The organism is Pseudomonas sp. NUPR-001 (assembly GCF_052147955.1).
Lineage (GTDB): Bacteria > Pseudomonadota > Gammaproteobacteria > Pseudomonadales > Pseudomonadaceae > Aquipseudomonas.
In genome coordinates, this window is sequence record NZ_CP197353.1 from 5148955 (window position 1) to 5167181 (window position 18227).

18 protein-coding genes and 1 tRNA gene are annotated in these 18227 nt (G+C 60.7%); 11 read left to right on the top strand and 8 right to left on the bottom strand.

Annotated elements, in window-relative coordinates; all coding sequences use genetic code 11:
* Positions 1-33: 33 nt before the first annotated feature.
* The 6 genes from ACP6KB_RS23730 to hemA all read right to left on the bottom strand — a co-directional run bounded on the left by ACP6KB_RS23730 (position 34) and on the right by hemA (position 5398).
* A complete protein-coding gene (locus ACP6KB_RS23730) occupies positions 34-552 on the bottom strand; it encodes an acyloxyacyl hydrolase (protein WP_442109757.1) in 519 nt (172 codons plus the stop codon).
* Between the two features lie 116 nt (positions 553-668).
* On the bottom strand, positions 669-1469 hold the full coding sequence (gene murI / locus ACP6KB_RS23735) for a glutamate racemase (protein WP_442109759.1): 801 nt from the start codon (positions 1467-1469) through the stop codon (positions 669-671).
* Entirely contained in the window at positions 1462-2217 is a 756-nt protein-coding gene (locus ACP6KB_RS23740; protein WP_442109761.1) for a molybdopterin-synthase adenylyltransferase MoeB, read from the bottom strand. The genes murI and ACP6KB_RS23740 overlap by 8 nt, the downstream gene beginning before the upstream one ends.
* Positions 2211-3041: a peptide chain release factor N(5)-glutamine methyltransferase gene (gene prmC / locus ACP6KB_RS23745; RefSeq protein ID WP_442109763.1), complete on the bottom strand. Its 831-nt coding sequence runs from the start codon at positions 3039-3041 to the stop codon at positions 2211-2213. The genes ACP6KB_RS23740 and prmC overlap by 7 nt, the downstream gene beginning before the upstream one ends.
* Positions 3042-4124 (bottom strand): peptide chain release factor 1, encoded by a 1083-nt coding sequence (prfA, locus tag ACP6KB_RS23750; protein WP_442109764.1) that lies wholly within the window; start codon positions 4122-4124, stop codon positions 3042-3044.
* Positions 4121-5398 carry a glutamyl-tRNA reductase gene (hemA, locus tag ACP6KB_RS23755; protein WP_442109766.1) on the bottom strand — a complete coding sequence of 426 codons (1278 nt, stop codon included), beginning with the start codon at positions 5396-5398 and terminating at the stop codon, positions 4121-4123. Before hemA ends, prfA begins: the two co-directional genes overlap by 4 nt.
* A 176-nt stretch (positions 5399-5574) precedes the next feature.
* Between hemA and ACP6KB_RS23760 the strand changes: the two genes are divergently transcribed.
* The 8 genes from ACP6KB_RS23760 to ychF all read left to right on the top strand — a co-directional run bounded on the left by ACP6KB_RS23760 (position 5575) and on the right by ychF (position 12392).
* Positions 5575-7302, top strand: coding sequence for a tetratricopeptide repeat protein (locus ACP6KB_RS23760; RefSeq protein WP_442109768.1), 1728 nt, complete (start codon positions 5575-5577; stop codon positions 7300-7302).
* 4 nt (positions 7303-7306) lie between these two features.
* Positions 7307-7924 carry a lipoprotein insertase outer membrane protein LolB gene (gene lolB / locus ACP6KB_RS23765; protein WP_442109770.1) on the top strand — a complete coding sequence of 206 codons (618 nt, stop codon included), beginning with the start codon at positions 7307-7309 and terminating at the stop codon, positions 7922-7924.
* A 1-nt stretch (position 7925) separates the two neighbouring features.
* Complete coding sequence (ispE, locus tag ACP6KB_RS23770; protein ID WP_442109772.1) at positions 7926-8771, top strand: 4-(cytidine 5'-diphospho)-2-C-methyl-D-erythritol kinase; 846 nt, start codon at positions 7926-7928, stop codon at positions 8769-8771.
* 34 nt (positions 8772-8805) lie between these two features.
* A tRNA-Gln gene (locus ACP6KB_RS23775) sits at positions 8806-8880 on the top strand.
* A gap of 47 nt (positions 8881-8927) precedes the next feature.
* Positions 8928-9869, top strand: a complete 942-nt coding sequence (locus tag ACP6KB_RS23780) for a ribose-phosphate pyrophosphokinase (protein WP_009405962.1) — start codon at positions 8928-8930, stop codon at positions 9867-9869.
* Between the two features lie 140 nt (positions 9870-10009).
* Positions 10010-10609, top strand: coding sequence for a 50S ribosomal protein L25/general stress protein Ctc (locus ACP6KB_RS23785; protein WP_442109774.1), 600 nt, complete (start codon positions 10010-10012; stop codon positions 10607-10609).
* Positions 10610-10685: 76 nt separating this feature from the next.
* Positions 10686-11270 (top strand): aminoacyl-tRNA hydrolase, encoded by a 585-nt coding sequence (pth, locus tag ACP6KB_RS23790; protein ID WP_442109776.1) that lies wholly within the window; start codon positions 10686-10688, stop codon positions 11268-11270.
* Between the two features lie 21 nt (positions 11271-11291).
* Positions 11292-12392 carry a redox-regulated ATPase YchF gene (gene ychF / locus ACP6KB_RS23795; protein WP_442109778.1) on the top strand — a complete coding sequence of 367 codons (1101 nt, stop codon included), beginning with the start codon at positions 11292-11294 and terminating at the stop codon, positions 12390-12392.
* A 132-nt stretch (positions 12393-12524) separates the two neighbouring features.
* Here the strand turns inward: ychF and ACP6KB_RS23800 are convergent, their stop codons facing one another.
* Positions 12525-13574, bottom strand: a complete 1050-nt coding sequence (locus ACP6KB_RS23800) for an AraC family transcriptional regulator (RefSeq protein ID WP_442109780.1) — start codon at positions 13572-13574, stop codon at positions 12525-12527.
* 134 nt (positions 13575-13708) lie between these two features.
* Between ACP6KB_RS23800 and ACP6KB_RS23805 the strand changes: the two genes are divergently transcribed.
* From ACP6KB_RS23805 to ACP6KB_RS23815, 3 genes are read left to right on the top strand one after another with little or no spacing between them, the layout of a single operon-like run.
* Complete coding sequence (locus ACP6KB_RS23805) at positions 13709-14398, top strand: OmpW/AlkL family protein (protein WP_274126685.1); 690 nt, start codon at positions 13709-13711, stop codon at positions 14396-14398.
* Positions 14399-14428: 30 nt separating this feature from the next.
* On the top strand, positions 14429-16048 hold the full coding sequence (locus ACP6KB_RS23810; protein WP_442109782.1) for a GMC family oxidoreductase: 1620 nt from the start codon (positions 14429-14431) through the stop codon (positions 16046-16048).
* A 3-nt stretch (positions 16049-16051) separates the two neighbouring features.
* Positions 16052-17479 carry a coniferyl aldehyde dehydrogenase gene (locus ACP6KB_RS23815; RefSeq protein WP_442109783.1) on the top strand — a complete coding sequence of 476 codons (1428 nt, stop codon included), beginning with the start codon at positions 16052-16054 and terminating at the stop codon, positions 17477-17479.
* A gap of 39 nt (positions 17480-17518) precedes the next feature.
* On the opposite strand, the gene ACP6KB_RS23820 is transcribed toward ACP6KB_RS23815, so the two are convergent.
* Positions 17519-18187, bottom strand: a complete 669-nt coding sequence (locus ACP6KB_RS23820; protein WP_442109785.1) for a hypothetical protein — start codon at positions 18185-18187, stop codon at positions 17519-17521.
* Positions 18188-18227 lie beyond the last annotated feature (40 nt).

Sequence of the window (18227 nt, forward strand, 5' to 3'; positions counted from 1 at the left end):
CCGGCCCTGCAATCACGACAGGGCCGGACAGGCTTACAACGGCATGCGGTAATGAATGGCGTAACTTTCTGCACCGTCGTTAGGCGTTTGCAGTCCGCCGTTGGAGTAATGGATGGCGCGCACGCCAACTTCATGCCCACCGGCGAAGCGCAAACCGAAACCAATTCGGTCTTCGAACTGGAAAGACGATCCCAAATCATTGTTTTCAAGCTCAGTGCTTGAAAATGCCGCGACCCCAATACCGGCTTCGATATAGGGTTTTACCGACTCTCCGGCAAACTCGTAAACGAACACCGGCGCAAAAGACAGGCTGTGGTTACTTGCCGTCTCATCACCGTCCCAATAGGTGTAGCCCGCATCCCAATAACCGGTCACTCGACCCACGCTAGTTTGCCACCAACTGGCATCCCAATTCGATTGCAAACCCAAGCGATAGGTCATGGTCGAATCACCGGTTTGCCCAACAGAAAATGAAACATCTGCCGCTTGCGTTGTGAAAGATTGCCCCAGGGTCACGGCTGCAACTGCAGCCAAACAAAGCAGTTTCTTCATGAGAAACGTCCTTTTTTTCCTAATGCTAATGTCGGTTCTTCTGCCTCGTTGGACAGAATTATAGAAATCGGCGCAACGCTGTTAGTTCAACAGAATGTGGGTGCTTAGTGCACTGCTTACACAGTGAAGCTTCGCACACTGTCAGATTTATTCCACAACATTGGAAGTATCTTTCGCAAGTGATCAGGGCTGGCACTGGTCCAGAACTGTGCTTCTCGCGCCGGGCCATCAGCCAGCAAGTACCGCTCTGCCAAAAGCCGTTGCAGCTGACGGGCGACGGCGGCTCCGGTATCGATGATGGCGATCGAGGGCGGCACCATGTGTGCCAACAGCGGCTTGAGGAAGGGATAATGCGTGCAGCCCAGAATCAAGGTGTCACAGCCCGCCTCCAGCAGCGGCTTCACATACCCCGCCAGCAATGCTCGCAGGGTCGGGCTGTTCAGATCACCGGCCTCGATGCACTCGACCAGCCCCGGGCAGGGCTGGGTCACCACATTGACATCGTTGGCAAACCGATCAAGCAACGCGGCAAATTTGGCGCTCTGCAATGTACCGGTGGTCGCGAGTACGCCAACCACGCCGCTGCGGGTTGCCGCCGCAGCAGGTTTTACCGCAGGCTCCATGCCGACCAGGGGCCAGTCCGGGTATTGTTCGCGCAGGTCGGCCACCGCCGCGACGGTTGCGGTATTGCACGCCAGCACCATCGCCTTGGCGCCTTGTTCACGGAAAAACTCGGCAACCAGGCGGCAACGCTGGCGGATAAACTCCGGCGTTTTCTCGCCGTAGGGGATGTGCCCACAGTCGGCGACGTACAGCAGCGTTTCATTGGGTAGCAAGCGCTGGATTTCGGCCAGTACCGACAAGCCGCCGACCCCGGAGTCGAAAACGCCGATTGGCGCTGCTGCGCGATCAGTCATCGCGCCCGCCACATACACCGCAGCCTGGGTCACGCTTGACGCGCAGTTCACGAAAACGCGTGCCGAGGGCGTCGATCAACAGCAATCGCCCCACCAGTGGCTCACCGAAACCGGCCAACAACTTGAGCGCTTCGAGTGCCTGCAAACTACCCACCAGGCCTACCAACGGGCCTACAACGCCGGCTTCACTGCAGGTCAGCTCAGCATCGCTGCCATGACCATACAGGCAGTGATAGCACGGGCTTTGCGGGCGACGCGGATCGAAGACTGACAGCTGCCCTTCCAGACGAATCGCCGCACCACTGACCAATGGCTTGCCCTGCGCCACGCAAGCGGCATTGACCGCCTCGCGGGTGACGAAATTGTCGGTACAGTCGAGCACCACATCCACCGCCTGCACGGCAGCAGCAAGGGAGTCTTCATCCAGGGCGCTGCGGTGGGCCAGCAAGCGCACTTCAGGGTTGATCGCCTGCAGGCGAGCCAACGCGGAATCCACTTTGCTCATGCCAACCGATGCGGTGTCGTGCAATACCTGGCGCTGCAAGTTGGTCAGGTCAACCGTATCGAAGTCGGCCAGATGCAGCTCGCCGACCCCTGCCGCCGCCAGGTACAAGGCAACCGGCGAGCCCAGGCCACCGAGACCGACGATCAATACACGGCTGTCTTTGAGCCGCAACTGGCCGTCGATATCGATCTGAGCCAGCAGGATCTGCCGGCTATAGCGCAACAGCTCCTGATCACTTAGCACGGCAGGCGTCCCAGGCTGATACGTTGATGACCACCCAGATCGACACGGCTTTCGACCTGCTCGAAATTGCTCTGTACCAGCAGTGCGCGTACCGCTTCGGCCTGATCGTAACCATGTTCGAGCAGCAACCAACCGCCGGGCTGCAGGTGCGCAGGAGCCTGATTGATGATCGTGCGCAAATCATCGAGGCCATCGGCACCGGCCACCAGCGCGCTGCTCGGTTCGAAGCGCACATCGCCGGCAACCAGATGCGGATCTTCGGCGGCAATGTACGGCGGATTACTGATGATCAGTTCGTAGCGTTCGCCCTTGACCGAGTCGAACCAGTGGCTGCTACGCACTTGAACGTTATTCAACTGCAAGCGCTGGCGATTGCGCTCGGCCAGTGCCACCGCCTCAAGCACGCGATCCACGGCCATCACCTGCCACTGCGGCCGCTCACTGGCCAGTGCCAGGGCGATCGCCCCGGTACCGGTGCCCAGATCCAGCACACGGGCCGGGTTCGGCGGTAACAATTCCAAGGCTGTTTCAACCAGCAACTCGGTGTCCGGGCGCGGAATCAGGGTATGCGGCGCCACTTCCAGGTCAAGGTTCCAGAAGCCTTGCTGACCCAAAATGTACGCCACTGGCTCGCCGCTACGGCGCCGCTGCAGGTACTCGGCGAAAGTCAGCGCCGCTTCGCTGCTGACGATCCGCTCAGGCCAGGTATGCAGATAACTGCGCGACTTGCCAATGGCAGCGGCCAGGAGCAGCTCCACATCCAGGCGCGCGGTAGGCGAATCCGGTAGCTCCGCGGCGCGGAGCAGGCTGGCGATAATCGTCATTTACTCACCCAGTGCAGCCAGTTGGTCAGCCTGATACTCGGCCAGCAGCGGCTCGATCACCGCGTCAACACCACCGGCCAGTACATCATCCAGGCAATACAGGGTCAGGTTGATACGGTGATCGGTTACCCGCCCTTGTGGATAGTTGTAGGTACGGATCCGCTCGGAGCGATCACCCGACCCCACCAGCAGCTTGCGCTCGCTGGCCATTGCATTCTGTGCCGCGCTGGTTTGCATGTCGTTGAGCTTGGCCGACAGCCAGGACATCGCCCGGGCGCGGTTTTTGTGCTGGGAGCGTTCTTCCTGGCACTCGACGACGATGCCGGTTGGCAAGTGGGTGATGCGGATCGCCGAATCGGTTTTGTTGACGTGCTGACCACCAGCGCCGGAGGCGCGGTAGGTATCGACACGCAAGTCGGCCGGGTTGATCTCGATCGCCACTTGCTCGTCAGGCTCGGGCAGTACCGCCACGGTACAGGCCGAGGTATGGATACGGCCCTGGGATTCGGTTTCCGGCACACGCTGGACGCGGTGGGCACCCGACTCGAACTTCAGCTTGCCATACACATGATCACCCTCGACGCGGGCGATGATTTCCTTGTAGCCGCCGTGCTCACCCTCGTTTTCCGAGAGGATTTCCAGGCGCCAGCCGCGGCGCTCGGCGTAGCGCGAGTACATGCGGAACAGGTCGCCGGAGAAGATCGCCGCCTCGTCGCCACCGGTACCGGCGCGGATTTCCAGGAACACGTTGCGCCCGTCGTTGGGATCCTTGGGCAGCAGCATGCGCTGCAGCTGGTTCTCCATTTCGGCCAGCTGTTCTTTGGCTTCGCGCACTTCCTCTACGGCCATTTCCCGCAGGTCAGGGTCGCTGTCTTTGAGCAGAGCCTGAGCCCCTGCCAGGTCGTCTTGCACTTTGCGCCACTGGGCGTAGGCGGCAGCAACGGGCTCGACTTCGGCATATTCACGGGAATAGGCGCGAAAACGGGTCTGGTCGGAAATGACTTCGGCATCCCCCAAAAGGGCAGTCAATTCCTCGAATCGGTCCTGGAGGGTGTCCAGCTTATTGAGCAGCGACGCTTTCATTGCGGGGTTTTATCCGTCGAACCCTCATTGAGGGCAAAGAGTTCCTGAGCCATGGCCAGCGCATCGAGGCGGCCTTCGGCAGAGAGCTTTTTCAGTTGCACACTGGGTGCATGGAGCAATTTGTTGGTCAGCCCGCGCGCCAGTTGTACCAGCACCTCTTCGGCGCTATTACCATTGGCCAGCAAGCGCTGGGCCTTTTGCAATTCTTCGTCGCGCAGGCGTTCGCTCTGCTGACGGTAGGCCTTGAGCACATCGACCGCAGCCAGTTCACGCAGGCGCTGCATGAAATCTTCGGCGCCTACCGACACTAGCTCTTCGGCCGCCTGGGCCGCACCCTGGCGACTCTTGAGGTTTTCAGCAACCACATCGTGCAGGTCGTCGACGGTATACAGGTAAACGTCGTCCAGCTCGCCGACTTCGGGCTCGATGTCGCGCGGTACGGCGATATCGACCATGAAAATCGGCTTGTGTCGACGCAGCTTCAACGCACTTTCCACTGCACCTTTACCGAGGATCGGCAATTGGCTGGCCGTTGAGCTGATAACGATATCGCTGTTGACCAGTTCTTGCGGGATATCTGCCAGCAACACAGCGTGCGCGCCAAACTGTTCGGCCAGGGTACTGGCCCGCTCCAGGGTACGGTTGGCAACCACGATACGCCGAACGCCCTGCTCGTGCAGGTGGCGCGCCACCAGGGTAATGGTTTCACCGGCGCCGATCAGCAACGCCTGGCTCCGCCCCAGGTCGCTGAAGATCTGCTTGGCCAGGCTGACCGCAGCAAAGGCTACCGACACCGGGTTTTCACCGATGGCGGTGTCGGTGCGTACCTGCTTGGCCGCACTGAAGGTGGCCTGGAACAGACGGCCGAGCAACGGACCAATGGTGCCGGCTTCACGCGCTACAGCGTAGGCCGACTTCATCTGCCCGAGAATCTGTGGTTCGCCCAGCACCAGCGAGTCGAGCCCCGAGGCCACGCGCATCATGTGCCGCACCGCGTCATGGTCTTCGTGGATATAGGCACTGGCGCGCAGTTCATCCAGGCTCAGCTGATGGTATTCAGCCAGCCAGCGCAGAATCGACTCGGCGGCCAGGTGGTCCTGCTCTATATAGAGTTCACTGCGGTTACAGGTCGAAAGGATCGCAGCCTCGCGGCTGGCGGTCAGCCGGCAGAGCTGCTGCAAGGCGTCCACCAGCTGCTCTGGGGTAAACGCCACGCGCTCGCGTACGTCTACCGAGGCAGTCTTATGGTTGATACCGAGGGCAAGAAAGGCCATGCAAGATCGCTGATTGTGACGAGAAGCCGATAATTGTCCTACTTCACAGGTTTCAGAACAACCACCGCTCGCTATTGTCTCTATAGTCTACCTCTACCGAGACCTTCGCTTATGGGTTTGCCCCGGCGCTTGTGTCATGATGATCCGACCGCTGGTAAGCCGCCCAAATCCTGATTATGAATAGATCCTACGCATTGCTCCTTGCCTTGGCCCTGCTCCAGGGCTGCCAGACCTTGGCCCCCGACTCAACGGATGCCCAGACGCCTGCCCTCGATGCCGCGCAAAAGCAGCCGGAAAAGCCTGTGGTCTATGGATCGTTCAGCCAGGACACCGTATTCAACCTGTTGAGCGCTGAACTGGCCGGCCAGCGCAACCGTTTCGACATCGCCCTGGACAACTACGTCAACGAGGCCATCAAAACCCAGGATGCTGGCGTGTCCGAGCGTGCTTACCGCATTGCCGAGTACCTGGGCGCCGACCAACCGGCGCTGGATACCGCACTGATCTGGGCGAAAAACGATCCGGACAATCTCGATGCGCAGCGCGCTGCAGCCATCCAGCTGGCACGCGGTGGGCGCTACGATGAGTCGATGACTTATATGGAGAAGGTGCTGCAGGGTAAGGGCGACACGCATTTCGACTTCCTCGCCCTGTCGGCTGCCGAAACCGACCAGGACACCCGCGACGGCTTGCAGAAGAGCTTCGATCGACTGCTGCAGAAATACCCGAACAACGGCCAACTGGTGTTCGGCAAAGCCCTGCTGCTGCAACAGGATGGCAACGCCAACGCGGCGCTGGCGCTACTGGAAGAGCATCCGCCTGAAGAAGGCGAAATTGCCCCGGTTCTGCTGCGTGCGCGCCTGCTGCAAAGTGTCGGACGGGGCGAAGAAGCCCTGCCGCTGTTGCAAAAAACCATCCGCCAGTACCCGGACGACAAACGCCTGCGCCTGACCTACGCCCGCACCCTGGTCGAGCAGGATCGCCTGGAAGAGGCCAAAGTCGAGTTCACGACCCTGCTTGAGCAGTACCCGGATGACGATGAACTGCGCTACTCCCTGGCCTTGATCTGCCTGGAAACCAAGCACTGGGACGAAGCGACCGGCTACCTGCAGGAACTCATCGAGCGTGACACCCACGTCGATGCGGCGCACCTGAACCTGGGGCGCATCCATGAAGAGCGCAACCAGCCGCAAGCAGCACTGGATGAGTACGCCCTGGTCGGCCCGGGCAATGACTACCTGCCAGCGCAATTGCGCCAGGCCGATATCCTCGTGGCCAATGGCCGCAGCAGCGAAGCCTCGCGACGCCTGGCACTGGCCCGCGACACCCAGCCGGACTACGCCATTCAGTTGTACCTGATTGAAGCCGAAGCCCTGGGCAACAACGAAAAAGACGCGCAGGCCTCGCAGGTGCTGGAGCAGGCTTTGAAGCAATACCCCGACGACAACAACCTGCTGTACACCCGCGCCATGCTGGCGGAAAAGCGCAATGATCTGGCGCAGATGGAAAAAGACCTGCGCAGCATCATTGCCCGCGAGCCGGAAAACGCCATGGCCCTCAACGCCCTGGGTTACACCCTGGCCGATCGCACCACACGTTACGCCGAAGCCAAAGAACTGATCGAGAGAGCCCACCAGATCAACCCGGACGACCCCGCCGTGCTCGACAGCCTGGGCTGGGTGAACTTCCGCATGGGCAATCTGGATGAAGCCGAGCGCCTGCTGCGCCAGGCCCTGGAACGTTTCCCCGACCACGAAGTTGCCGCTCATCTGGGCGAAGTACTGTGGGCCAACGGCAAGCGCCGCGAAGCCCGCCAGGTCTGGGCCAAAGCCATCGAGGCCCAGCCTGACAGCCCCATCCTGCGCAACACCGTATTGCGCCTGACCGGATCCGAGACTCTTTAAGCCTATGTTTTTGCGCCACTGCATCACCTTCACCCTGATCGCCCTGCTTGCCGGTTGTGCCGGCTTTGGTTCCCGTGAAGCCCTTCAGGGCCAGGGCAACCCGCAGCTGTGGCGTGAGCACAAACAACAACTGAGCAGCCTCGATGGCTGGCAGATCAACGGCAAAGTCGGCATCCGCGCGCCAAAAGACTCCGGCAGCGGCACCCTGTTCTGGCTGCAACGCCAGGACTATTACGACATTCGCCTGGCCGGCCCGCTGGGCCGTGGCGCCGCACGCCTGACCGGGCGCCCCGGCGGCGTTGTGCTGGAAGTTGCCAATCAGGGTCGTTTCGAAGCGAAGAACCCTGAGGCACTGCTGGAAGAACAACTGGGCTGGGAATTGCCGGTATCGCACCTGGTCTGGTGGGTACGCGGCCTGCCGGCGCCCGAAAGCAAAAGCCAGCTGACCCTGGACGGCGACAGCCGCCTGGCCAGCCTCAAACAGGACGGCTGGGACGTGCAGTACCTGAGCTACATCGAGCAGAACGGCTACTGGCTGCCGGAACGCCTGAAGCTGCACGGGCAAAATATCGACGTGACCCTGGTGGTCAAGGACTGGCAGCCACGCCAGCTGGGGCACTGATATGTCTGTCTTGACCCTGCCGGCACCGGCCAAACTCAACTTGATGCTGCACATTCTTGGGCGGCGCGCAGATGGCTACCATTTGCTGGAAACCCTGTTTCAGTTTCTCGACTACGGCGATGAGCTTTCCTTCGCCGTGCGCGAAGACGGCGAAATCCGCCTGCACACCGAGATCGACAACGTCCCCCATGACAGCAACCTGATCGTCAAGGCCGCACGCAAACTGCAAGCGCTCAGCGGCTGCCAGCAAGGCGCCGACATCTGGCTGAAAAAAATCCTGCCCATGGGCGGCGGCATTGGCGGTGGCAGTTCGGATGCCGCCACTACCCTGCTCGGTCTTAACCACTTGTGGCAGCTCGACTGCAGCGAAGATCAGTTGGCTGAACTGGGCTTGAGCCTGGGCGCAGACGTTCCGGTGTTCGTTCGCGGGCATGCGGCATTCGCCGAAGGTGTAGGCGAAATCCTTACCCCTGCGGATCCCGAAGAACCCTGGTATGTCGTGCTGGTCCCGCAAGTATTTGTTAGTACAGCAGAAATTTTTTCGCATCCGCAGTTGACACGTGATTCTTTGCCCCTTAAGATGCGCCCCGTTCCCAAGGGAAACAGTCGAAATGACTGCCAACCGGTCGTAGAGCAGCGCTACCCAGAAGTACGCAACTCATTGAATTTGCTCAGCAAATTTACTGAGGCTAGACTCACCGGAACTGGAAGTTGTGTGTTTGGGGCCTTCCCAAGCAAAGCTGAAGCTGATAAAGTTTTGGCCCTTCTTGCAGATACCCAAACAGGGTTTGTAGCAAAAGGAAGCAACATTTCGATGTTGCATCGTGAGCTGCAAAGTCTGCTCTAGGAATCGAGTACAGGGTACTCGCAGCAACAGATACAGGGGCGTCGCCAAGCGGTAAGGCAGCAGGTTTTGATCCTGCCATGCGTTGGTTCGAATCCAGCCGCCCCTGCCATTTTCCTATACTCATCCAGGTATACCCTCAGCCTTCAGGTACTGCGCGTGTCCAAGATGATGGTCTTTACGGGGAACGCTAACCCCGATCTGGCTCGGCGTGTCGTACGTCAGCTGCATATCCCTCTAGGTGATGTTTCTGTCGGTAAATTCTCCGACGGCGAAATCAGCACTGAGATTAATGAAAATGTTCGTGGTAAGGACGTTTTCATCATTCAGCCGACTTGCGCGCCAACCAACGATAATCTGATGGAACTGGTAGTGATGGCTGATGCCTTCCGCCGCTCCTCAGCGTCCCGAATCACTGCCGTGATTCCTTACTTCGGATATGCCCGCCAGGATCGCCGTCCGCGTTCGGCGCGTGTAGCTATCAGCGCCAAAGTCGTCGCTGACATGCTCACCGTCGTAGGTATCGACCGTGTTCTCACCGTCGACCTGCACGCTGACCAAATCCAAGGCTTCTTCGATATTCCTGTAGATAACATCTACGGCTCCCCCGTTCTGGTGGATGACATCGAAGACCAGCGTTTCGAGAACCTCATGATCGTGTCCCCGGACATCGGCGGCGTCGTGCGTGCACGTGCTGTTGCCAAGTCCTTGGGTGTCGATCTGGGTATCATCGACAAACGCCGTGAAAAGGCTAATCACTCCGAAGTGATGCATATCATCGGCGACGTCGAAGGACGTACCTGTATTCTCGTCGACGACATGGTCGATACCGCCGGCACCCTGTGCCATGCGGCCAAGGCCCTGAAAGAACACGGCGCTGCCAAGGTTTACGCCTACTGCACGCACCCTGTCCTGTCGGGTCGGGCGATCGAGAATATCGAGAACTCCGTGCTGGACGAACTGGTGGTTACCAATACCATCCCGTTGTCCGCAGCTGCACAAGCCTGTGACCGTATCCGTCAACTGGATATCGCACCGGTTGTTGCTGAAGCGGTTCGCCGCATCAGCAATGAAGAATCGATCAGCGCGATGTTTCGCTGAGGGTTTTACCCTCGCGAGATCACGTTGACGTAAAGCGCCCCGCCCCAACACTGGTTGTTGGGGCGGGGCTTTTTTGCCAACCCCGCTTTGGCGCTGGTCGCAAACGCCATTCGGGGGCAAGGCTATTTTGGAGATACAAAATGACTGATTTCATCCTGAACGCCCAAGCGCGTACCGACCTGGGGAAAGGTGCGAGCCGCCGCCTGCGTCGTATCGCCTCCAGCATCCCTGCCGTTGTTTACGGTGGTGACAAAGAAGCGCAGTCCCTGACCATCGTGGCCAAGGAAATCGCCAAGCTGTTCGAAAACGAAGCTGCTTTCAGCCACGTCATCGAACTGAACGTTGACGGCGTCAAACAAAACGTCGTTGTCAAAGCGATGCAGCGTCACCCGTCGAAAGGCATCATCCTGCACGCCGACTTCGTTCGCGTTGTTGCCGGCCAGAAACTGACCGCCAAAGTACCAGTGCACTTCGTCAACGAAGAAGCTCCGGTCAAGAAAGGCGGCGAAATCTCCCACGTAGTGGCTGAGATCGAAGTTTCCTGCGAAGCCAAAGACCTGCCTGAGTTCATCGAAGTCGACCTGGCTAACGCCGAAGTCGGCACCATCGTTCACCTGTCGGACCTCAAAGCTCCGAAAGGCGTCGAGTTCGTCGCTCTGGCTCACGGTAACGACCTGGCTGTTGCCAACGTTCACGCTCCGCGTGTTGCGCCTGAAGCTGCAGAAGGCGCTGCCGAGTAATTTACTCAGCACGCCGGTGTTGATCGGGTTACAGTGCCCCGCACTGTAACCCCAACTCCAAGGAAGAGCCCCTGACGTGACCGCCATCCAACTGATCGTCGGCCTGGGAAACCCTGGCCCCGAATACGAACAGACCCGGCATAACGCAGGGGCTCTTTTCGTAGAACGCATCGCTAGCGCCCAGCGTGTCAACCTGACTGCTGACCGCAAATATTTCGGCCTGACGGCTAAGTTCAGCCATCAGGGCAACGACGTCCGTCTGTTGATCCCGACCACCTACATGAACCGCAGCGGCCAGGCCGTTGCTGCACTGGCGAATTTTTTCCGCATCCCGCCAGATGCCATCCTGGTGGCCCACGACGAACTCGACCTGCCTCCCGGCGTCGCCAAGCTCAAGAAAGGCGGCGGCCATGGTGGGCATAACGGCCTGCGTGACATCATTGCGCAGCTCGGCAACAACCAAGACTTTCACCGTCTGCGGCTTGGCATTGGCCACCCGGGTGACAGCAGCAGGGTATCCGGCTTCGTCCTCGGCAAGGCGCCACGCGCCGAGCAGGAAAAGCTGGACGCCAGTATCGATTTTGCCCTCGGCGTGCTGCCGGACATCCTCGCCGGCGATTGGACGCGTGCGATGAGAGAGCTGCACAGCCAAAAGGCCTGACTCTTTGAAGAGGCATTCACCATGGGTTTCAATTGCGGCATCGTCGGTCTGCCCAACGTCGGCAAGTCCACCCTGTTCAACGCCCTGACCAAATCCGGCATCGCGGCAGAGAACTTCCCCTTCTGCACCATCGAGCCGAACAGCGGCATCGTGCCGATGCCTGACGCGCGCCTGGATGCCCTGGCTGCCATCGTCAAGCCGAACCGCGTGCTGCCGACCACCATGGAGTTCGTCGACATCGCCGGTCTGGTAGCCGGTGCTTCCAAAGGTGAAGGCCTGGGCAACAAGTTCCTGGCCAACATCCGCGAAACCGACGCCATTGCCCACGTGGTGCGTTGCTTCGAAGACGAGAACGTCATTCACGTCTCCAACAGCGTCGACCCCAAGCGCGACATCGAGATCATCGACCTGGAACTGATTTTCGCCGACCTCGACAGCTGCGAGAAGCAACTGCAGAAGGTTGTGCGCAATGCCAAGGGTGGTGACAAAGACGCCCTGGCACAGAAAGCCATCCTGGAAAAACTGATCCCGCACTTCACCGAAGGCAAGCCTGCACGCAGCCTGATGAAGAACATGGCAGACGACGAGAAGGCGCTGATTCGCGGCTTCCACCTGCTGACCAGCAAGCCGGTGATGTACATCGCCAACGTTGCTGAAGACGGCTTCGACAACAACCCTCACCTGGACGTGGTCAAGGCCATCGCCGAGGAAGAAGGCGCTGTTGTAGTACCGGTGTGCAACAAAATCGAAGCCGAGATCGCCGAGCTCGACGACGGTGAAGAGAAAGACATGTTCCTCGAAGCCCTGGGCCTCGAAGAGCCTGGTCTGAACCGTGTGATCCGCGCCGGTTACGCGCTGCTCAACCTGCAGACCTACTTCACTGCCGGCGTGCAGGAAGTACGCGCCTGGACCGTACGCGTGGGCGCCACCGCTCCGCAGGCTGCTGGCGTGATCCACACCGACTTCGAGAAAGGCTTCATCCGTGCTGAAGTCGTCGCCTATGACGACTTCATCCAGTACAAGGGTGAAAGCGGTGCGAAAGAAGCCGGTAAATGGCGTCTGGAAGGTAAAGACTACATCGTCAAAGACGGTGATGTGATGCACTTCCGCTTCAACGTCTGATCGCTTCCGCGAAATTAAAGCCCCCGTAATCGCTTGGCGATACGGGGGCTTTTTTTGGGGGAGCGGGCTTGCCCCGCGACGCAATGTCACTGACACACCGCAATCGCGGGGCAAGCCCGCTCCTACAGTGTTTCAGGAGGCGCTGCGCAGCGCCTTGCGGTAATCCCCTGGAGACTGCCCGGTCCACTTGCGGAACGCCTTGCGAAAGTTAGCCGCTTCAGAGAAACCAACCTGGGCAGCCAGGTCGTCCATAGGCATGTCACTCTGTTGCAAGAATTCGATCGCCAGCGCACAGCGCACTTCATCCAGCACGCTCTGGTAGGTGCGTTGGTACTCGGACAGGCGCCGGTGCAGGGTACGAGTCGACATCCCCAACGTCTGCGCCACCGTCTCCACGCCGGGAAAGCGTCCGCTGCGGCTCAGGCAGGCCATGCGCACCGCCTCGATCAGGTCCGACTCATCCGGCAGGCTGGCCACCAGTTGCTGGCAAAAACCCATGCTCATCGCCGAGGTGATCGGGTTGGCGTTGGGGCAAGGCAGCTGCAGCACACTGGCGTCGAAGCGCCACTCCATCACCTCGGCGCCGAACTCCACCGGGCAACGGAAGAATTCTTCATAGCTTCGCCAATGCTCCGGAGCCGGGTATGGCAGTAACAGCCGCCGGGACGGAAAGGGCTTTTCCAGCACGCACTGAACCAGCGACTGGATTGAAGCGAACCAGAACTCGGTCGCCACCGGCATCAGCTCACCCAAGGCATAGAAGCCTTGGCCGATGAACACCCCCTCATCACCTTCCAGGCGGAACGATTTCTCGAAGATCGGCCCGAGCAAGCGGATGTGCCTGACACCGAATTCAACCGCATGACCGAAGGTTTCGCTGCTGACCAAGGCGTAGCCGAAGATCCCGAAGTCGCTCAGGCGTTGCCTCGCACCTGCACGCAGTCCGCTGTCGGGATGGTGCATCAAGCGTTGCATGTTGGCGAAGATCGCCAGCTTCTGCCGATGGGAGATGCGGGTAGCCGGGTCGAGTACCTGTGCCGGTGACAGCTCGGTGCCCTCAAGCAAGCCCTCACCCTCCACGCCCTGGGCCTGCAGTTCAGCCACCAGGGCCGGCAAGCCCAGCATGTTGTGCTGCACAACGTCCATGGCGGTGCCATAGCTACCGACGATCAGCTGGGTCATCCAAAGGCCTCCCTTTCAGCATTGGCAGAAATTAACCCCCACGCTGGCGTATTACAACCTCCCGTCGCGCGACACAACGTTGCATCTTCAGTCTGGTCGATTCACCGAAAAAAATAATAAGACCCGAGGCTGTCATGAGAAGACTGTTTGCCCCTGCGCTTGCCGCGTGCCTGCCGCTGATCCCCCTGCCAGTACTGGCCAGCGAGGCCCCTCTGAACATCGTGCGTATCGGCTATGCCGATATCCAGTTCAACACCGACTCGGGCGATATGACCGGCATGCCTGGTACCACCCCCGACTATGTCCAGGCCACCGTGCGTGACAGCAGCACCCTGGCACTGATCTACGAACGCCGCCTTAGCGGGCCGTGGTCGCTGGTGTTGCAGAGCGGTGCGCCACCGGTCATCGACTTCGATGGCGCTGGCAGTGCCGCGCCGCTGGGCAAGGTCGGCAGCGCCCGCGCCTGGTTCCCGGCAGTGCTGATTGCCTACAACTTCGAGCTGTTTGGCCTGCAGCCCTATGTCGCCCTCGGGGTCAATTACACCTGGTTCAGCGAAGAGAAGATGACCGCGGCCTACACCCGCGCATTCGGTGGCACCTCCAGCACCTCCGAGCTCGACGACTCGTTTGGCGCCGTGGCCAAGGTCGGCGTGGAGATCCCCTTGGCCGACAACTGGAGCGCCGGTTTTTCCTACTCGCGTTACTGGATCGACACCACCGCCACCATCAAGACCCAGACCCCGGGCCTGGGTGAGGTCAAGCGCAAGATCGATGTCGAAGCAGACCCGGACGTCTATGCGTTCACCATCGGTTACCACTTCTGACCTTGCCTCCAACCCTCAAGGAGCCCAGACATGAGCACTGAAGACATGAACGACACGTTCGACTACATCGTCATCGGCGGCGGCTCGGCAGGCTGTGTGATCGCCAGCCGCCTGAGCGAAGACCCGGCCATCAGCGTCTGCCTGATCGAGGCCGGCAGCAGCGACAAAAGCGTACTGATCCAGGCGCCGGTGGGGATGGTCGCCATGCTGCCGACGCGGATCAACAACTGGGCCTTCGAGACCGAGCCGCAACCAGGCCTCAACGGCCGTCGCGGCTACCAGCCACGCGGCAAGACCCTCGGTGGCTCCAGCTCGATCAACGCCATGCTCTACGTACGCGGACATCGCCAGGACTATGACCAGTGGGCGGCACTGGGTAACCAGGGCTGGTCCTATGACGAGGTGCTGCCGTACTTCATCAAGTCCGAGCGCAACCAACGCCTGAACGACGCCTACCATGGCCAGCACGGCCCGCTCAGCGTCGCCGAGGTGAGCTGCCCGAGCGCCTTGAACGCCGCATTTATCCAGGCTGCCGGGATCAACGGCATCCAGCGCAGCGCTGACTACAACGGCGCCCGCCAGGAAGGCGCATTCATGTACCAGGTCACCCAGCACAATGGCGAGCGCTGCAGTGCGGCCAAAGCGTTCCTGACGCCCAACCTGCAGCGTCCGAATCTCAAGGTACTGACCTCGGCTACGGTCGAGCGCGTAGTGCTGAACGCCGCGCGCGCCACCGGCGTGCAATTGCGCCAGGGCGGCAAGCGCATTGTGCTCAAGGTACGCCATGAAGTGGTGCTCAGCGCCGGCAGCTTCGGCTCGCCCCAGTTGCTGATGCTCTCGGGCATCGGCCCGCGCGAGGAGCTGGATAAGCACGGCATCGCGATCAATCACGAACTGCCGGGTGTAGGCGAGAACCTTCAGGACCACATCGACTACGTGTACACCTACCTCAGTCCCGACAAAGCCAACACCTTCGGCTGCTCACCCACCTTCAGCTGGAAAATGCTCAAGGCCATGGCCCAATGGAAGCGTGAACGCAAAGGCCTGGTGACCTCGCCCTTCGCCGAGTCCGGGGCGTTCTTCAAAAGCCATCCGGACCTGGAGGTTCCCGACCTGCAGTTGATCTTCGTCCCGGCCATCGTCGATAACCATGCGCGCAACCTGCGTCTGGGCCACGGCTTCAGTTGTCATCTGACCCTGCTACGGCCGAAAAGCCGTGGCAACGTCCGCCTGGCCAGCGCCGATCCAACAGCGGCGCCGCTGATCGACCCACGCTTCTTCAGCGCACCAGAGGATCTGGAGGTGCTGATGCGCGGTGCCGACATCCAACGCGCCATCCTCGATGCTGCGCCGCTGGCGCCCTATCGTGGTAAGCCCCTGTATGCGCTGGCGCAACACGACCGCAAGGCCGTCGAACAAGACATCCGCAACCGCGCCGACACCCAGTACCACCCGGTAGGCACCTGCAAGATGGGCCACGACCCGCTGGCAGTGGTCGACGACCAATTGCGCGTGCATGGCATCGCCGGTCTGCGCGTGGCCGATGCCTCGATCATGCCGACACTGATTGGCGGCAACACCAACGCCCCGAGCATCATGATCGGAGAAAAAGCCGCCGACATGCTGCTGCGCAGCCGTCGGGAGGGATGAGCCATGAACGATCTGTCACTGCTCAGCGACACGGCTGAAATCGAACACATGCAACGGGTGCTGGAACGGCAGCGTCAAGCGTTCAACGCCCAGCCTTATATTCCGCTCAAGGTTCGTCGCGACAACCTCAAGCGCCTGATCGGTGCCTTGCGCCGTCATCAGCACGCGATCGTCGCTGCCCTGGAAGCCGACTTCGCCGGCCGCGCTGCATTCGAAACCTTGCAGATCGAGGTGCTCGGCCCTCTGCTGCATGCCCGCCATGCCCTCGCCCACTTGAGCCGCTGGATGAAACCTCAGCGGCGCAAAACCGAGCTGTTGTTCCTCGGCAACCGCGCTTGGGTGGAGTACCAGCCCAAGGGCGTGGTGGGCATTATCGGCACCTGGAACTTCCCCCTGTACCTGACCCTGGGACCGCTGATTACTGCCTTGGCAGCCGGCAACCGGGCGATGATCAAGGTCTCGGAGTTCGCTCCGCACAGCCGCCAGGTGCTGAAAAGCATGCTCGCCGAGCTGTTCAGCGAGGATGAGGTCGCGGTGTTCGGTGGCGAACTGGCCGCCGCTCAGGCGTTCACTGCACTGCCACTGGATCACCTGGTGTTCACCGGTGCGCCGCAAGTCGGTCATCACGTGATGCGCGCTGCGGCCGAGCATCTGGTGCCGGTGACCCTGGAACTGGGCGGCAAGTCACCGGCGCTGCTCGGCGAGCATGCGGACCTGCAGGACGCCGCCTTGCGCATCGCCCATGGCAAGGGTTTCAACGCTGGCCAGGTATGCGTGGCGCCCGACTATGTGCTGGTCCCCGAGGGCAAGGCGCAGGTGTTCGCCGAGGCGGTCAGGCAGGCCTTCGAACGGCTGTACCCGGACCCGGCCACCAGTGCCGATTACACCAGCATCATCAGCGAGCGCCATGCCCAGCGCTTACAAGCGCTATTGGCAGATGCCCGCGCCAAGGGCGCAACAATTCTGAGCTGCCGCAGTTCGTCTGACACACCAAGGCGCCTGCCCCTGCAGGTGATCACCGATATCAGCGAAGACATGCGCGTGGCCCAGGAGGAACTGTTTGGCCCACTGCTTCCAGTGATCGAATACCGCGACCTCAACCAGGCCATCACCTACATCCAGGCCCGCCCGCGACCGTTGGCGCTGTACCCCTTTGGGCTGGACAGCCGCCAGACCGAGCACCTGCTCAAGCACACCCACAGCGGCGGCGTGACCCTGGATGACTGGGCCTGGCATGTGTTCCAGCACGACCTGCCTTTCGGTGGCATAGGTAACTCCGGCATGGGTTCCTACCATGGCGAGGAAGGTTTCCGTGCGCTGTCCCATGGCAAGTCTGTGTTTAAGCGCCAACGCTGGTTCCCGACCCAGCTGTTCTATCCGCCCTATGGCCGATGGCTGCAGCGCCTGGTGGTGAAGTTTTACCTCGGCTAGCAAGGAGACTGGCGTGCTGCCCGCCCGGGGGCGCGCCAGTCAACCGCCCAGCGCAATGATCGCGGCCATCAATGCCGTGCCGACCACCGCCAGCAGCGCCCCGCTCTTCCAGCGATTGCCGCCGCAATAGCGCGCCAGCAGCCACCCCGATGCGAACAACATGGCCAGGGCCACAAGGTTGGAGCCACGAATGGCCAGTGCGGTGTTGTCGGTCAACAGAAACGGAATGACGAGTGGGAAGGTCGCCAGCACCACCAGCAAGAAGATCCCAAAGGCTCCTTTGAAATCATCCACACCCAGACGCGGCGCCTCCGGTAGCGGGGCGTGAGCCAGCAAGCGCAGGCGCAGCATCTCCATTTCATAAGCATCTGCCGCCGCAGCAATACGCTCCGGCAACAAAGCGGCAAGCAGCGCCCGCCCCTCTTCGGCAGTGCAGCCGCTGCGCAAGCGCCTGAGCAGGTTCTGGTTGCGGGTGCGCTCGGTCCAGGTCTGCAGCAGGTAAACCACGGCGTCGGCCAGACCCCAGGCCAGATTGCAGCCCAATGCCGCGATCAGCATGGTCTGGGCTTCATCGCGCCCGGAGGTCGCCACACTCAGCGTACCGACGAAGGTCATGGCCATCAGCAAGCCGAAAATCACCTCGGTGACGCGTTCGATTGGATCGAGAATCGGCCGTCGTCGGTCTTGTGTCACACGCACTTCTGTCAATACCGCTCTCCTGAGGATGCGCTACATTCCTGCTGATCGC

Excerpts from the sequence above, each read along its gene's own strand:
- ACP6KB_RS23730 (WP_442109757.1), bottom strand. The coding sequence starts at position 552 with ATGAAGAAACTGCTTTGTTTGGCTGCAGTTGCAGCCGTGACCCTGGGG.
- murI (WP_442109759.1), bottom strand. The coding sequence starts at position 1,469 with ATGACTGATCGCGCAGCAGCGCCAATCGGCGTTTTCGACTCCGGGGTC.
- prmC (WP_442109763.1), bottom strand. The coding sequence starts at position 3,041 with ATGACGATTATCGCCAGCCTGCTCCGCGCCGCGGAGCTACCGGATTCG.
- prfA (WP_442109764.1), bottom strand. The coding sequence starts at position 4,124 with ATGAAAGCGTCGCTGCTCAATAAGCTGGACACCCTCCAGGACCGATTC.
- hemA (WP_442109766.1), bottom strand. The coding sequence starts at position 5,398 with ATGGCCTTTCTTGCCCTCGGTATCAACCATAAGACTGCCTCGGTAGAC.
- ACP6KB_RS23760 (WP_442109768.1), top strand. The coding sequence starts at position 5,575 with ATGAATAGATCCTACGCATTGCTCCTTGCCTTGGCCCTGCTCCAGGGC.
- lolB (WP_442109770.1), top strand. The coding sequence starts at position 7,307 with ATGTTTTTGCGCCACTGCATCACCTTCACCCTGATCGCCCTGCTTGCC.
- ispE (WP_442109772.1), top strand. The coding sequence starts at position 7,926 with ATGTCTGTCTTGACCCTGCCGGCACCGGCCAAACTCAACTTGATGCTG.
- ACP6KB_RS23785 (WP_442109774.1), top strand. The coding sequence starts at position 10,010 with ATGACTGATTTCATCCTGAACGCCCAAGCGCGTACCGACCTGGGGAAA.
- ychF (WP_442109778.1), top strand. The coding sequence starts at position 11,292 with ATGGGTTTCAATTGCGGCATCGTCGGTCTGCCCAACGTCGGCAAGTCC.
- ACP6KB_RS23800 (WP_442109780.1), bottom strand. The coding sequence starts at position 13,574 with ATGACCCAGCTGATCGTCGGTAGCTATGGCACCGCCATGGACGTTGTG.
- ACP6KB_RS23805 (WP_274126685.1), top strand. The coding sequence starts at position 13,709 with ATGAGAAGACTGTTTGCCCCTGCGCTTGCCGCGTGCCTGCCGCTGATC.
- ACP6KB_RS23810 (WP_442109782.1), top strand. The coding sequence starts at position 14,429 with ATGAGCACTGAAGACATGAACGACACGTTCGACTACATCGTCATCGGC.
- ACP6KB_RS23815 (WP_442109783.1), top strand. The coding sequence starts at position 16,052 with ATGAACGATCTGTCACTGCTCAGCGACACGGCTGAAATCGAACACATG.